Raw genomic sequence first — 13,474 nt, forward strand, 5'->3', positions numbered from 1 at the left:
TGGAGCGGGAAACGAGACTCGAACTCGCGACCCCGACCTTGGCAAGGTCGTGCTCTACCAACTGAGCTATTCCCGCAATATGGCGTCCCCTAGGGGACTCGAACCCCTGTTACCGCCGTGAAAGGGCGGTGTCCTAGGCCACTAGACGAAGGGGACTAAGCCGACGCTTTTCAGCGCACCAGAACATGAACCTCACGATTCAGCCTGGATTTTCTTTTCCTGCCCTGCCGAAGCAGTGCCGGAGAAACTGGAGCGGGAAACGAGACTCGAACTCGCGACCCCGACCTTGGCAAGGTCGTGCTCTACCAACTGAGCTATTCCCGCAATGTGGCGTCCCCTAGGGGACTCGAACCCCTGTTACCGCCGTGAAAGGGCGGTGTCCTAGGCCACTAGACGAAGGGGACACGCTGCTCGCACTACCTATTAAAGTACTGCTTGCTTTCACTCCCTGCCGCGTTTCGCTGTGTGCTTTACGCTGCAAGTGGCGCGCATTCTATGGATGCCTCGCAGGGTCGTCAACCCCTTTGTAGAAATTTATTTAAATCAATGACTTCCCGTCGTCATGGGCAGTGATGCAGGATGTGTCCGGGGATTGGCGTTGCTTTTCTGACGCCGGCTCGGCAAGCTCGTAGCGATGTGCCAGCATCTGTAGGTTTTGGATTATGGGCCGATACATATAGGCAAGGCTTGAGGGCCTGATCGCGGGGCAAGCCAGCTCCCATGAATCCGCCACAGATTCAATGGAGCGCAGGCTGTTCCGCCGGGCTGCACTGTTCGCTTTCGGGCGGACTCACTACACTCTCGATAGATGCAAAACTTCTTCATGAGGCGTTAACGGTGACACCACTTCTGATCACCCTGCTTATCGTTGCAGGTATCGCGCTGCTGATCGTGATCGGCTACCTGAACAATGTGGTCGAAAACGGCAAGCTCGAGCGTGCACGGCTCAAGGTCGAACTGGCCGACCGCCTGCGCCGCTGCGGCGAGATCACCGAGACCTTCCCCGGGCAGTTCATGACGCCCGCGCTGAAGCTGCTGCTGACCCGCCTCGAACTGAACCTCAACCAGCGCCAGCTGGCCCTGGACAAGCACAGCGGCGACCTCAAGGCGCGCATCGCCGAGCTGGAGGGGTTGATCGGCCTGGGTGAGCGCATCCCGGTGAGCAACCCGCCCGCGCCGATCCATACCGAGGTTAAGGCCAAGGACGTGCGCTTTCTGCTCGAGCTGCTGCACAACCAGATCGTGCGCGCCACCCAGGAAGGCTTCCTGGCGACCAACGAAGGCAAGTACTGGGTCAAGGAGATCCGCCATATCCTGGTGCTGCTGCATATCGAGTTCTTCAACAACCTCGGCCAGCAGGCCCTGCAGCAGAACCAGCCGGGCCAGGCGCGCCTGGCCTTCGAGCGTGGCGTGCAGTACCTGCGCAAGCAGCCGGAGCCCAAGCAGTACGAAGAGCAGCTGACCTACATGGAGAAACTGCTGAACCGGGCCAACGCCCAGGTGCTGGACCAGATGGAGCCGGCGGAGAACGACCAGAACGCGCTGACCCAGGGGCTCAAGACCGATGAGGACGAGACCTGGAAGAAGAAGGTGATCTACGACTGACAGTGCCGGCCTTGTCGCGGGGCAAGCCCGCTTCCACGCTGTAACATCCAAGAACAAGGGGCCTTCGCAGGCCCCTTGTTCATTTCAGCAGTCGGTCAACTCGAGGAACACCTCGACCAGGCGCTCCAGCCCCGCCTGGTCGGCCGCGCTGAAGCGCGCCAGCTTCGGGCTGTCCAGGTCGAGCACGCCGATCAGCCTGCCCGCCTTGACCAGCGGAATCACCAACTCGCTGTTCGACGCACTGTCGCAGGCGATATGCCCGGGGAAGGCATGCACGTCCTCCACTCGCTGGGTGCTGCGGGTGGCCGCCGCGGCGCCGCACACGCCACGGCTGAACGGAATGCGCACGCAGGCCACCTGGCCCTGGAACGGGCCGAGCACCAGCTCTTCGTTGCGGTTGATATAGAAGCCCGCCCAGTTCAAGTCCTCCACCTGGTTGTAGAGAAACGCCGAGAACTGTGCGGCATTGGCGATGAAGTCACGCTCGTCGGCGAACAGCGCCTGCACTTGCGCGGCCAGCAGGTCGTAGCCGTCGAGGCCTTGGCCACTGGCGTTGAGGTCGATCATTTATTTCTGCTCCAGCAATTGCAGCCCGACCCAGTAGCGGGCGAACTGATAGGCACAACGGCCATTACGGTTGCCGCGGCCAGTGGCCCAGCGCACGGCGAGGATGTCCAGGGCTTCGTCACGCTGCCAGCGCAGCCCGGCCGGGCGCGCCAGCTGGCCGATCCAGTGTTCGACCACGTTGAGGAAATGCTCCTGGCTGAACGGGTAGAACGACAGCCACAGACCGAAGCGGTCGGACAAGGCGATCTTGTCCTCCACCGCTTCGTTGGGGTGCAGCTCGCCGTCGACCATCTTCCAGTTTTCGTTGTCGCTCTGCTTCTCCGGCACCAGGTGGCGGCGGTTGGAGGTGGCGTACAGCAGCACGTTGTCCGGGGCCTGCTCCAGCGAGCCGTCGAGCACGCTCTTGAGCACCCGGTAGTCGCCCTCCCCGGCCTCGAACGAGAGGTCGTCGCAGAACAGGATGAAGCGCTGCTCGAGCTTGTGCAGTTGCTCGACCACCCGCGGCAGGTCGGCCAGGTGGTCGCGCTCGATCTCGATCAGGCGCAGGCCCTGGCCTGCGTGCTCGGCCAACAGCGCGCGCACCAGCGACGACTTGCCGGTGCCGCGCGAGCCCCACAGCAGGGCGTGGTTGGCTGGCAGGCCGTTGATGAACTGGTGGGTGTTGCGGCCGAGCTGCTCGCGCTGCTGGTCGACGCCGATCAGGTCGGACAGGCGGATATCGAGGCTGACCTCCAGCGGCATCAGGTAGCCGCTGCGGCCATCGCGCTGCCAGCGGGCGGCGAGTGTGCGGGTCCAGTCGATGTCCGGGCGCGGAGCAGGCAGCAGGGGTTCGAGGCGGGCGAGGACTGATTCGGCGCGGTCGAGAAAAGCGGTAAGGCGGGCGTCCATGATGGGCTCCTAGGGATTTCAGTTATCCAGGGCAGCGGAGGCGCCATCGCGGGGCAAGCCCGCTCCCACGTCATACTCCGTGGGAGCGGGCTTGCCCCGCGATGGGCCGCAGGCCCCGTTTACAGCGATCAACTGAAATGAACAGACAGACCCGCCAGCAGCCAGGGCTGATCGGCTATGCTTGCGCAGCGCACGGAGCAAGTAACCGGCTTGGGACCCATGGATATCAAGTTCACCAATCGCCTGTCATACAAGCAAGCCCGGTTGACAGTCCTGGTCGGCTTCATCCTGGGAACATTGCTCAGTCTCATCCAGATCGGCATCGATTATGCCAGCGAAGACGCGTCCATCAACCGTGAAATTCAGGCGCTGCTGAAGATCAGCCACGACACGGCCTCGCGCATCGCCTACAACATCGACACCGAGCTGGCCCAGGAGCTGACCGGCGGGCTGTTGAAATCCCCGGCGCTGATCCGTGCGCGGTTGATCGACAACAACGACACGGTGCTGGCCGACGTGCAGCGGCCGCGCATGGAAAGCCGCTACCGGCCGTTGTCGGACTTCCTGTTCGGCGAGCAGCGGGTGTTCCAGGATCGGCTGTTCCTCGCCCATATGCCCGAGGAATACCTCGGCACCCTGTACCTGGACGTCGACACCTACGCCTTCGGCGGGCGCTTCCTCGACCGCGCCGGGGTCACCCTGGTCAACGGCTTCGCCCGCAGCCTGGTGCTCACCGGTATTCTCCTGGCGCTGTTCTACCTGATGCTGACCAAGCCGCTGGTGACGGTGATCGGCGCGCTCAGCGGCAACGATGCGCGCACGCCCAGGCAGAACCGCGTGGACTGCCCCAAGGGCCACGAGAACGACGAGATCGGCGTGCTGGTACGGGTCGCCAACCAGCAGTTCGTCAGCATGGCCACCGAGATCCAGCAGCGGCGCACCGCCGAGAACCGCCTGACCCAGTACCTCAACGAGCTGGAAGATATCGTCTCGGCCCGTACCAACGAGCTCAAGGCCAGCAACAGCCGCCTGAGCCAGTCCAACCAGGAACTGGACGAAGCGCGCCAGCGCGCCCTGGACATGGCCCAGGCCCGCGCCGCCTTCCTGGCCAACATGAGCCACGAGATCCGCACGCCACTCAACGGCATGCTCGGCATGATCGCCCTGGCGCTGGACAGCGGCCTGGCCGCCGAACAGCGCCAGCAGCTGTCGATCGCCCACGACTCGGGCAAGGTGCTGGTGGAGCTGCTCAACGATATCCTCGACCTGTCGAAGTTCGACGCCGGCCAGCTGGAACTCGAACGCATCCCGTTCGACCTCGGCGCGATGGTAGAGGACACCGCCAACCTGCTGTCGCAGAATGCCGCGCCCAGTGTCGAGCTGACCTGCCTGATCGCCCCGGATTTTCCCAGCACGGTGCTGGGCGATCCGACGCGGGTACGGCAAATTGTCAGCAACCTGCTGTCCAACGCACTCAAGTTCACCCGCTTCGGGCGTGTTGATGTACGCCTGAGCAGCATCGTCGGCGGCGTGCGCCTGGAGGTCAGCGACACCGGCATCGGCATCCCCGAGGAGGCCCAGGCGCGGATTTTCCAGCCGTTCACCCAGGCCGGCGCCGGTATCACCCGCCAGTACGGCGGCACCGGCTTGGGCCTGGCCCTGACCCGCAACCTGTGCAAGGCCATGCAGGGGCACCTGCACATCCATTCCGAGACCGGTTTCGGCAGCCGCTTCAGCGCCGACCTGCCGCTACCGGCGCATACCGAGGCAATCCCGCCGGCGGCAATAAGCGGACACGTGGTGGCCCTGGGCAACCCCGGCAGCGGCCTGGCCGAGCTGCTGCAAGGGCTGCTGCCGCGCTGGGGGCTGGATTACGTGCGCCATGCAGATGCCGGCGCACTGGCCGGCCTGCCGGTCGACCTGCTGATCACCGACGACCTGGACCATGTGCTCGACCTGCGTCCAGCCATCGCGGCGCCGATCCTGCTGGTGACCGCCTACGGCAACTTCCTGCCCGCCGAACAGGCCGAGCAACTGCAACCCTTGCAGCAGCTGGCCCGACCCCTGGCGCGCAATGCCCTGTACCAAACGCTGCGCCGCACCCTGCAAGGCGAGCCCAACGCGCCGCTGCCCCACGAGGTGCCGGCCTCGCGCGAGCTGCGGGCGCGTATCCTGCTGGTGGAGGACAACCCGGTGAACCAGTTGGTGGCCAAGGGCATGCTGGGCAAGCTCGGCTGCCAGGTGCAGGTGGCCGCCCACGGCCAGGAGGCCCTGGACTACCTGGAGCGGGACAGCTTCGACCTGGTACTGATGGACTGCAACATGCCGGTGATGGACGGCTACGAGGCCAGCCGGCGCATCCGCCAGAGCAGCCGCTGGCCGGAGCTGCCGATCGTCGCGCTGACCGCCAACGCCATGCCCGAGGAGCGCGAACGCTGCCGCGCCGCGGGCATGAACGACTACCTGGCCAAGCCGTTCCGGCGCGAGGAACTGCTGGCGCTGATCGAGCACTGGGTGCCGGTCAGCGGTTGAGCAGCGGCTCTATCGCCGCTTTCAGCGCCTCGGGCTTGGTGGTCGGGGCAAAGCGGGTGACCTTGCCGCTGCGCGGGTCGACCAGGAACTTGGTGAAGTTCCACTTGATCTTCTGCGTGCCCAGCAGGCCCGGCGCGCGGCGCTTGAGCTCGGCGAACAGCGGGTGGGCGCCGGGGCCGTTGACTTCGATCTTGCGAAACAGCGGGAAGCTCACGCCAAAGTTGAGCTCGCAGAACTGCGCGATCTCCCGGGCGTCGCCCGGCTCCTGCTTGCCAAACTGGTTGCAGGGGAAACCCAGCACCACCAAGCCCTGGCGCTGATAGTCCTGCCACAGGCGCTCGAGCCCTTTGTACTGCGGGGTGAAACCGCACTGGCTGGCGGTGTTGACCACCAGCAGCGCCTTGCCGGCAAAGTCGCCCAGCACTTTCTGCTCACCGTCAAGGGTGACGCAGGGGATGTCCAGCAGCGCATCGGCCATGTTCGCTCTCCGTCAATCGCGTGGCTTGAAGTCCAGGCATACCGAGTTGATGCAGTAGCGTAGCCCGGTCGGCGGCGGGCCGTCGGGAAATACATGGCCCAGGTGAGCGTCGCACTGGGCGCAGGTGACTTCGGTACGGATCATGCCGTGGGAGGTGTCGCGGATCTCGATCATCGCGGCCTCTTCGATCGGCTCGTAGAAGCTCGGCCAGCCGCAGCCCGAGTCGAACTTGGCCTTGGCGTCGAACAGCTGCAGGTCGCAGCAGATGCAGTGGTAGACGCCGTCGCGGCGCTCGCTGTTGTACTTGCCGCTGAACGGCCGCTCGGTGCCTTTCAGGCGGCACACCTGGTACTGGGCCGGATCGAGCATGGCGCGCCATTCGTCCAGGGTTTTGTCGATCTTTTGCATGGTGGGACCTCGGCAGGCTGAATTTCACCTCGCACCGGCTTTTCCCTGGCGCGGGTGGCACGTATATTAGTTGGCTTCGTGTGCAAGGCAGCCAGTCTGGCACCCGGTTCCCGCCCTTTCAAACCTTTCGAAAGAAGGCGGCGCGTATTCTCACTCGGGATCTCATCATGCAGTTCAGCAAATCGAACAAGCTCGCCAATGTCTGCTACGACATTCGCGGCCCAGTGCTCAAGCACGCCAAACGCCTGGAAGAGGAAGGCCATCGCATCCTCAAGCTGAACATCGGCAACCCGGCGCCGTTTGGTTTCGAGGCGCCGGACGAGATCCTCCAGGACGTCATCCGCAACCTGCCCACCGCCCAGGGCTACAGCGACTCCAAGGGCCTGTTCAGCGCGCGCAAGGCGGTGATGCAGTACTGCCAGCAAAAGGCAATCGAAGGCGTCACCATCGAGGACATCTACCTCGGTAACGGCGTGTCCGAGCTGATCGTCATGTCCATGCAGGCGCTGCTCAACAACGGCGACGAAGTGCTGATCCCGGCGCCCGACTACCCGCTGTGGACCGCCGCGGTGAGCCTGGCCGGCGGCAAGCCGGTGCACTACCTGTGCGACGAGCAGGCCGACTGGTTCCCGGACCTTGACGACATCAAGGCCAAGATCACCCCGAACACCAAGGCCCTGGTGATCATCAACCCGAACAACCCGACCGGCGCGGTATACTCCAAAGAGCTGCTGCTGGGCATGCTGGAGCTGGCACGCCAGCACAACCTGGTGGTGTTCTCCGACGAGATCTACGACAAGATTCTTTACGACGAGGCCGTGCACATCAGCACCGCGTCGCTGGCCCCGGACCTGCTGTGCCTGACCTTCAACGGCCTGTCCAAGTCGTACCGGGTGGCGGGCTTCCGCTCCGGCTGGCTGATCATCTCCGGGCCCAAGCACCACGCCACGAGCTACATCGAAGGCATCGACATGCTGGCCAACATGCGCCTGTGCGCCAACGTGCCGGCCCAGCACGCCATCCAGACCGCCCTGGGCGGCTACCAGAGCATCAACGACCTGGTGCTGCCGCCGGGCCGCCTGCTGGAGCAGCGCAACCGCACCTATGAGCTGCTCAACGAAATCCCCGGGGTCAGTTGCGTCAAGCCGATGGGCGCGCTGTACGCTTTCCCACGCATCGATCCGAAGGTCTGCCCGATCCTCAACGACGAGAAATTCGCGCTCGACCTGCTGCTGTCGGAGAAGCTGCTGATCGTCCAGGGCACGGCGTTCAACTGGCCGTGGCCGGACCACTTCCGCGTGGTGACCTTGCCGCGGGTGGATGACCTGGAACAGGCGATCGGGCGGATCGGCAACTTCCTGCGTACCTATTCGCAGTAAGCGATATCGCCATCGCGAGGCAAGTCGCATCGGTACGCCGATGCAATTTGCCTCGCGATGCTTTTGCCTTACATCCTGCAACGCTCTACCCCACAGCCCTCACGGCATCCTCTGCCATACTCCTCGCGTACACAGTTTGAAATAGTCGCCCGGTTGAATAGCAGCGCCCTCCCCCTTATATACCCCGCAGTACGCAACAAACTCATCCGTCAGGAGAACGTAACAACCATGATGCGCATTCTGTTGTTTGTAGCCACCAACCTCGCGGTGGTGCTGGTTGCAAGCATTACCCTGAGCCTGTTCGGCTTCAACGGGTTCATGGCCGCCAACGGGGTTGACCTCAACCTCGGCCAGCTGCTGGTCTTCTGCGCCGTGTTCGGTTTTGCTGGCTCACTCGTCTCGCTGTTCATCTCCAAGTGGATGGCGAAGATGACCACCGGCACCCAGATCATCACCCAACCCCGCACCCGTCACGAGCAGTGGCTGCTGCAGACCGTCGAGGAGCTGTCCCGCGAGGCCGGCATCAAGATGCCCGAGGTAGGCATCTTCCCGGCCTACGAGGCCAACGCCTTCGCCACCGGCTGGAACCGCAACGACGCGCTGGTGGCGGTGTCCCAGGGCCTGCTGGAGCGCTTCTCGCCCGATGAGGTGCGCGCAGTGCTGGCCCACGAGATCGGCCACGTGGCCAACGGCGACATGGTCACCATGGCGCTGGTGCAGGGCGTGGTGAACACCTTCGTGATGTTCTTCGCCCGCATCATCGGCAACTTCGTCGACCGGGTGATCTTCAAGAACGAAGAAGGCCACGGTATCGCCTACTTCATCGCGACCATCGTCGCCGAGCTGGTGCTGGGCATCCTCGCCAGCATCATCGTCATGTGGTACTCGCGCCGCCGCGAGTTCCGCGCCGACGAGGCCGGCGCCCACCTGGCCGGCACCGGCGCGATGATCGGCGCGCTGCAGCGCCTGCGCTCCGAGCAGGGCCTGCCGGTGCACATGCCCGACACGATGAAGGCCTTCGGCATCAACGGCGGCCTCAAGCATGGCCTGGCCGGCCTGCTGATGAGCCACCCACCGCTGGAAGACCGCATCGACGCACTGCGCCGTCGCGGCTGATCCAGGCAGCAACAAGAAAGGGCGACTTCGGTCGCCCTTTTCATTGCCCCGCGATGGCTTCAACGCCGAACGCTGTAGACTCGCTCAACCAAACTTTCGACACCAGCTTTGAGAAACTTCGGACTCTCGTCGAGAATCTCCCGCGCCTCGACCTCATCGACCCGCCACCCGACAAACCCCGCCCGCACCTCGGCGTCCGGCACCGAAAACGGCGGCCCGTCGATCACGGCCTGGTCGTAGTCGAGGGTCACCAGCAGGCCGCGGCAGGCCGCTGGCAACTGCTCGCCCAACAACGCCATGTAGCGCTCGCGCATCGGCTCAGGCAAGGCGATCAACGCCGCCCGGTCGTACACCCCCGCGCAATCCGCCAGATCCTCGGCGCGCAGGGCGAACACATCGCCGCACCACAGCTCCACCTCGTCGCTGCGCCACACTTCGAAGCCCCCGTGCCGCGTCACCTGCGCCAACAGCCCGTGCTCGGCGAAGAAATCCTCCACCGCCCGCCGCGACAGCTCCACACCCAGCACCCGATACCCTTGCGCGGCCAGCCAGAGCATGTCCAGGCTCTTGCCACACAGCGGTACCAGCACCCGTGCGCCCGGGGCCAGCCCCAACGCCGGCCAGTGCGCCTGCAGGTACGGGTTCACCTGAGCCTGGTGAAAGCCGATCTGGTTGTCCGCCCACCGCTTGTGCCAGAACTCTGGCTCCATGATCCCTCCCGGTTTTTCGATAAAAGACTGTGAAAACTTATATTGGATCTCGATCGAAGGCTGATCGAAGATGGCAGCATCTTACCTGCCAGGACCCCACCATGCTGCCCAGCCTGTTCATTTCCCATGGCTCACCCATGCTCGCCCTGCAACCCGGCGCCAGCGGCCCGGCCCTGGCCGCGCTGGCCCGCGCCCTGCCCCGCCCGAAGGCGATCGTGGTGGTGTCGGCGCACTGGGAAAGCCGCGAACTGCTGGTGATGAGCAACCCACATCCGCAGACCTGGCATGACTTCCATGGTTTTCCACCGGCCCTGTACGCGGTGCACTACCCGGCTCCCGGCGAACCGGCACTGGCGCAGCGGCTGGCCGGGCTGCTCGGCGCCCGCCTGGATGAGCAGCGGCCTTTCGACCACGGAGCCTGGGTACCGCTGTCGCTGATGTATCCGCAGGCGGAGATTCCGGTAGTCCAGGTGTCGCTGCCCAGCCAGGCCGGCCCCGCCCTGCAACTGAAGGTCGGGCAGGCGCTGGCGCAGCTGCGTGAGGAAGGCATCCTGCTGATCGGCTCGGGCAGCATCACCCATAACCTGGGTGAGCTGGACTGGCACGCCGGGCCGGACGCGGTCGAGCCCTGGGCGCTAGCGTTTCGCGACTGGGTGGTGGAGCAGCTGAAGGCGGGAGACGAGGCGGCGCTTGTGGACTATCGGCGCCAGGCGCCGTTTGCAGTGCGCAATCATCCTAGTGACGAGCACCTGCTGCCGCTGTTCTTCGCCATGGGCGCTGGCGAGCGGTTTGGCATCGTTCACCAGGGATTCACGCTGGGGGCGCTGGGGATGGATATCTATCGGTTCGACTGACGCTCCCACGCACATGGTTACATGTGCTGGACACAGGCAAAAAAAATCCCCGACCTAGGCCGGGGATTTTTTATTGCAGCGCCAGGATCAGTCCTCGCGGTAGCGGCGCAGCTTCAGCTGCTTGCCGGCTACGCGGGTGTCCTTGAGCTTGGTCAGCAGACGCTCGAGGCCGTCTTCCGGCAGCTCGATCAGGCTGAAGCTGTCACGCACCTGGATACGACCGATGGCATCACGCGCCAGCCCACCCTCGTTGAGGATAGCGCCCAGCAGGTTCTTGGCGGCGATGCCGTCACGGGCACCCAGGGCGGTACGGCAACGCACGCGGCCTTCAGCCAGTGGCATCGGCGCGCGACGCTCGCGGTCACCACGGTCGCTGCGCTCACCACGTTCGGTACGCTCGCCAGTGTTGCGCTCACGCGGAGTGTGGGTCGGCACCAGCGGCTGCTCGCGCTCTACCGAAGCCAGGTCCAGCGCCTGGCCATTGGTGGCCTTGCGCAGCAGGGCCGAAGCCAGGGCACGGGCACTGCAACCCAGGTCGGCGGTCAGGCGGTCGAACAGCTCGCCATGGCTGGCCTCGGACTCGGCCACCAGTGGCGCCAGGCTCTTGGTCAGCTTCTTGATGCGTGCGTCCAGCACGGCCTGCGGGTTAGGCAGGCGGGCTTCGGCAACCTTCTGCCCGGTGACACGCTCGATCACCTGCAGCATGCGGCGCTCACGCGGGGTGACCAGCAGCAGCGCACGGCCATCGCGACCGGCACGGCCGGTACGGCCGATACGGTGCACGTAGGACTCCGGATCGTACGGCATGTCGACGTTGAACACGTGGGTGATACGCGGTACGTCCAGACCACGGGCAGCGACGTCGGTGGCGACGACGATGTCCAGGCGGCCATCCTTGAGCGAGTCGATCACGCGCTCACGCTGGTTCTGGGCGATGTCGCCGTTCAGCGCGGCAGCCTTGTAGCCTTTGGCTTCCAGGGCGGCGGCCAGGTCCAGGGTGGCTTGCTTGGTACGCACGAAGGCGATCAGCGCGTCGAACTCTTCCACTTCCAGCAGGCGCAGCACGGCCGGGATCTTCTGGTCGGCGTGGACCATCAGGTGGGCCTGCTCGATCGCGGTCACGGTCTGGGTCTTGCTCTGGATCTTGACGTGCTTCGGCTCGCGCAGGTGGCGCTCGGCGATGGCACGGATCGAGGCCGGCAGGGTGGCGGAGAACAGTACGGTCTGGCGGGTTGCAGGGATGGCGTCGAAGATCACTTCGAGGTCGTCCATGAAGCCCAGCTTGAGCATTTCGTCGGCTTCGTCGAGTACCAGGTACTGAACGGTGGACAGGACTTTCTCGTCGCGGCGCAGGTGGTCGCACAGGCGGCCAGGGGTGGCCACGACGATTTGCGCGCCGTTACGAATGGCACGCAGTTGTGGGCCCATCGGGGCACCACCGTAGACAGCCACCACGTTAACGCCCGGCATCTGCTTGGCGTAGGTTTCGAAAGCGGTAGCTACTTGCAGCGCCAACTCACGGGTTGGCGCCAGGATCAGGGCTTGCGGTTCGCGCTTGCTCACGTCGATCTTGTTGAGGATCGGCAGGGCGAAGGCAGCGGTCTTGCCGGTGCCAGTCTGCGCCTGGCCGATCATGTCGTGACCGGCGAGGATGATCGGGATCGACTGATGCTGAATAGCCGAAGGCTCTTCGTAGCCGGTGGCCAGAACAGCAGCAACGATATTCGGATTGAGATCGAGAGCGGCGAATCCGCCGGTTTCCTGGGTCATGGGTCTGCCTCTAGGTGCATCCGCAAAGACCCATGCTCCAAAACTGCACATGCCTTGAAAGACCAAGCGGTCACCCAGGCAGTTTTGGCGGCGGGGATTTGCGAAAACGATTGAAAAAGGAACATCTTGGGAAGGTCCGACTAGCGGACGCGCAGCCGAAGCTGGGTTCGGAGGATTTGCACCACCTGATTCGAGGTCCGCTAAAAGACCGGCGCGTACTATACCCGAATCCGCCATGAACTGTGAGAAATATTTCTAAGCTCAAGGCCGGGATTGGATCCAGGCTGAATCGTTTCCCCGCAGGCTCGGCGCTGCACTAATTCACTCAGGTCGCCGGGCGGATGGCCTTGATCAGGTACTCCAGCGAGTACCCCAGCTGTGGCGCGAGGGTTGCGGCCCGCGCCCGCACGGCATCGATATCCAGCGTCTGCTCCAGGTCCGCCGGCACCAGCAGGATCACGTTACCCTCCTTCACCGGCAGTTCCCAGTAATGGCGATGGTACAGCCCGCGCAACAAGGCCGCGCCCAGTGGCTTGCCATCGTCCCCGGCCCACTGGTTGATCACCAGCCACCCTCCTGGGTTGAGCTGCTTCTGGCAGTTTTCCAGGAACCCCCAGGCCAGATGCCCGACGCCGGGGCCATAGTCGGTATACAGGTCGACGAACAGCAGGTCGGCCTTTTCGGCGCTGGGCAGCAGCTCAAGGGCATCGCCTACCCGCACATACAGCCGCGGATCGTCGTCCAGGCCCATGAACTCCATGGCCAAGCGCGGCACGTCCGGGCGCAGTTCGATGGCCTCGACGTCCTCCAGCGGCAGGAACTTCAGGCAGGCCTGGGTCAGGGTGCCGGCGCCAAGGCCGAGGAACAGCGCGCTTTCCGGCTGTTCGTGGCACAGCGCGCCAACCAGCATGGCGCGGGTATAGTCGTACTCCAGCCAGCTGGGGTCGGCGGTGAAGGTGCAACTCTGCTCGATGGCGTCGCCGAACTCGAGGAAGCGATAGTCATCCACCTCGTACACGCTGATGACGCCAAAGGCATCCTCGACCCGTGCCAGCAGCCGCTCTTCCCGCTCCGTCGCCATCCCTACCACCTGCCCGCGCAAAACCGCCATTGTCCGCCAATGCCGGTGGTGCAACAAGCACGCGCGGGCGTACCATGGCTGGCAGG

Annotated in this window: 12 protein-coding genes and 4 tRNA genes; 5 read left to right on the top strand and 11 right to left on the bottom strand. The window is 64.5% G+C overall.

Translation table 11 applies throughout. From position 1 onward, the window contains the following. The 4 genes from AC3WL2_RS21175 to AC3WL2_RS21190 form a co-directional block, all read right to left on the bottom strand. Positions 1-76, bottom strand: a tRNA-Gly gene (locus AC3WL2_RS21175). Positions 77-80: 4 nt separating this feature from the next. Beyond that, positions 81-156 (bottom strand) — tRNA-Glu (locus AC3WL2_RS21180). Positions 157-248: 92 nt separating this feature from the next. Beyond that, positions 249-324: transfer RNA gene (locus tag AC3WL2_RS21185), tRNA-Gly, on the bottom strand. Positions 325-328: 4 nt separating this feature from the next. Then, positions 329-404: transfer RNA gene (locus tag AC3WL2_RS21190), tRNA-Glu, on the bottom strand. Between the two features lie 433 nt (positions 405-837). On the opposite strand from AC3WL2_RS21190, the gene AC3WL2_RS21195 reads away from it, so the two are divergent. After that, the gene (locus tag AC3WL2_RS21195; RefSeq protein ID WP_046856553.1) at positions 838-1,605 is read left to right on the top strand and encodes a hypothetical protein; all 768 of its coding nucleotides are present in this window, start codon (positions 838-840) and stop codon (positions 1,603-1,605) included. Between the two features lie 84 nt (positions 1,606-1,689). Here AC3WL2_RS21195 and AC3WL2_RS21200 read toward each other — a convergent pair whose 3' ends face one another. Together AC3WL2_RS21200 and AC3WL2_RS21205 are read right to left on the bottom strand one after the other, a co-directional pair. Then, positions 1,690-2,172 (bottom strand): GAF domain-containing protein, encoded by a 483-nt coding sequence (locus AC3WL2_RS21200; protein ID WP_046856554.1) that lies wholly within the window; start codon positions 2,170-2,172, stop codon positions 1,690-1,692. Continuing rightward, on the bottom strand, positions 2,173-3,060 hold the full coding sequence (locus AC3WL2_RS21205; protein ID WP_102684229.1) for an ATP-binding protein: 888 nt from the start codon (positions 3,058-3,060) through the stop codon (positions 2,173-2,175). It lies immediately after the preceding gene. Positions 3,061-3,237: 177 nt separating this feature from the next. Between AC3WL2_RS21205 and AC3WL2_RS21210 the strand changes: the two genes are divergently transcribed. Continuing rightward, a complete protein-coding gene (locus tag AC3WL2_RS21210) occupies positions 3,238-5,592 on the top strand; it encodes a hybrid sensor histidine kinase/response regulator (RefSeq protein WP_102684228.1) in 2,355 nt (784 codons plus the stop codon). Here the strand turns inward: AC3WL2_RS21210 and AC3WL2_RS21215 are convergent. Together AC3WL2_RS21215 and msrB are read right to left on the bottom strand one after the other, a co-directional pair. Beyond that, on the bottom strand, positions 5,582-6,070 hold the full coding sequence (locus tag AC3WL2_RS21215) for a glutathione peroxidase (RefSeq protein WP_102684227.1): 489 nt from the start codon (positions 6,068-6,070) through the stop codon (positions 5,582-5,584). The two genes, AC3WL2_RS21210 and AC3WL2_RS21215, sit on opposite strands and share 11 nt — an antisense overlap. 12 nt (positions 6,071-6,082) lie before the next feature. Continuing rightward, the gene (msrB, locus tag AC3WL2_RS21220) at positions 6,083-6,478 is read right to left on the bottom strand and encodes a peptide-methionine (R)-S-oxide reductase MsrB (protein ID WP_102684226.1); all 396 of its coding nucleotides are present in this window, start codon (positions 6,476-6,478) and stop codon (positions 6,083-6,085) included. 167 nt (positions 6,479-6,645) lie between these two features. Here msrB and AC3WL2_RS21225 point away from each other — a divergent pair, with 167 nt between their 5' ends. Further along, the gene (locus AC3WL2_RS21225) at positions 6,646-7,857 is read left to right on the top strand and encodes a pyridoxal phosphate-dependent aminotransferase (protein ID WP_102684225.1); all 1,212 of its coding nucleotides are present in this window, start codon (positions 6,646-6,648) and stop codon (positions 7,855-7,857) included. A gap of 228 nt (positions 7,858-8,085) precedes the next feature. Beyond that, on the top strand, positions 8,086-8,973 hold the full coding sequence (gene htpX / locus AC3WL2_RS21230; RefSeq protein WP_038705666.1) for a protease HtpX: 888 nt from the start codon (positions 8,086-8,088) through the stop codon (positions 8,971-8,973). 59 nt (positions 8,974-9,032) lie between these two features. On the opposite strand, the gene AC3WL2_RS21235 is transcribed toward htpX, so the two are convergent. Then, positions 9,033-9,683: a thiopurine S-methyltransferase gene (locus tag AC3WL2_RS21235; protein ID WP_102684224.1), complete on the bottom strand. Its 651-nt coding sequence runs from the start codon at positions 9,681-9,683 to the stop codon at positions 9,033-9,035. Between the two features lie 101 nt (positions 9,684-9,784). Here AC3WL2_RS21235 and AC3WL2_RS21240 point away from each other — a divergent pair, with 101 nt between their 5' ends. Continuing rightward, positions 9,785-10,537 carry a DODA-type extradiol aromatic ring-opening family dioxygenase gene (locus tag AC3WL2_RS21240; protein ID WP_102684223.1) on the top strand — a complete coding sequence of 251 codons (753 nt, stop codon included), beginning with the start codon at positions 9,785-9,787 and terminating at the stop codon, positions 10,535-10,537. A gap of 87 nt (positions 10,538-10,624) precedes the next feature. Here AC3WL2_RS21240 and AC3WL2_RS21245 read toward each other — a convergent pair whose 3' ends face one another. Together AC3WL2_RS21245 and AC3WL2_RS21250 are read right to left on the bottom strand one after the other, a co-directional pair. Next, positions 10,625-12,307, bottom strand: coding sequence for a DEAD/DEAH box helicase (locus AC3WL2_RS21245; protein ID WP_102684222.1), 1,683 nt, complete (start codon positions 12,305-12,307; stop codon positions 10,625-10,627). Between the two features lie 325 nt (positions 12,308-12,632). Continuing rightward, positions 12,633-13,388, bottom strand: coding sequence for a spermidine synthase (locus tag AC3WL2_RS21250; RefSeq protein ID WP_023630401.1), 756 nt, complete (start codon positions 13,386-13,388; stop codon positions 12,633-12,635). Positions 13,389-13,474: the final 86 nt, after the last annotated feature.

It is taken from the genome of Pseudomonas sp. FW305-96 (assembly GCF_058783825.1).

What these genes read in the sequence shown, in the direction of transcription:
- AC3WL2_RS21200 (WP_046856554.1), bottom strand. Translation starts at nt 2,172, where the DNA reads ATGATCGACCTCAACGCCAGTGGCCAAGGCCTCGACGGCTACGACCTG.
- AC3WL2_RS21205 (WP_102684229.1), bottom strand. Translation starts at nt 3,060, where the DNA reads ATGGACGCCCGCCTTACCGCTTTTCTCGACCGCGCCGAATCAGTCCTC.
- AC3WL2_RS21210 (WP_102684228.1), top strand. Translation starts at nt 3,238, where the DNA reads ATGCTTGCGCAGCGCACGGAGCAAGTAACCGGCTTGGGACCCATGGAT.
- AC3WL2_RS21215 (WP_102684227.1), bottom strand. Translation starts at nt 6,070, where the DNA reads ATGGCCGATGCGCTGCTGGACATCCCCTGCGTCACCCTTGACGGTGAG.
- msrB (WP_102684226.1), bottom strand. Translation starts at nt 6,478, where the DNA reads ATGCAAAAGATCGACAAAACCCTGGACGAATGGCGCGCCATGCTCGAT.
- AC3WL2_RS21225 (WP_102684225.1), top strand. Translation starts at nt 6,646, where the DNA reads ATGCAGTTCAGCAAATCGAACAAGCTCGCCAATGTCTGCTACGACATT.
- htpX (WP_038705666.1), top strand. Translation starts at nt 8,086, where the DNA reads ATGATGCGCATTCTGTTGTTTGTAGCCACCAACCTCGCGGTGGTGCTG.
- AC3WL2_RS21235 (WP_102684224.1), bottom strand. Translation starts at nt 9,683, where the DNA reads ATGGAGCCAGAGTTCTGGCACAAGCGGTGGGCGGACAACCAGATCGGC.
- AC3WL2_RS21240 (WP_102684223.1), top strand. Translation starts at nt 9,785, where the DNA reads ATGCTGCCCAGCCTGTTCATTTCCCATGGCTCACCCATGCTCGCCCTG.
- AC3WL2_RS21245 (WP_102684222.1), bottom strand. Translation starts at nt 12,307, where the DNA reads ATGACCCAGGAAACCGGCGGATTCGCCGCTCTCGATCTCAATCCGAAT.
- AC3WL2_RS21250 (WP_023630401.1), bottom strand. Translation starts at nt 13,388, where the DNA reads ATGGCGACGGAGCGGGAAGAGCGGCTGCTGGCACGGGTCGAGGATGCC.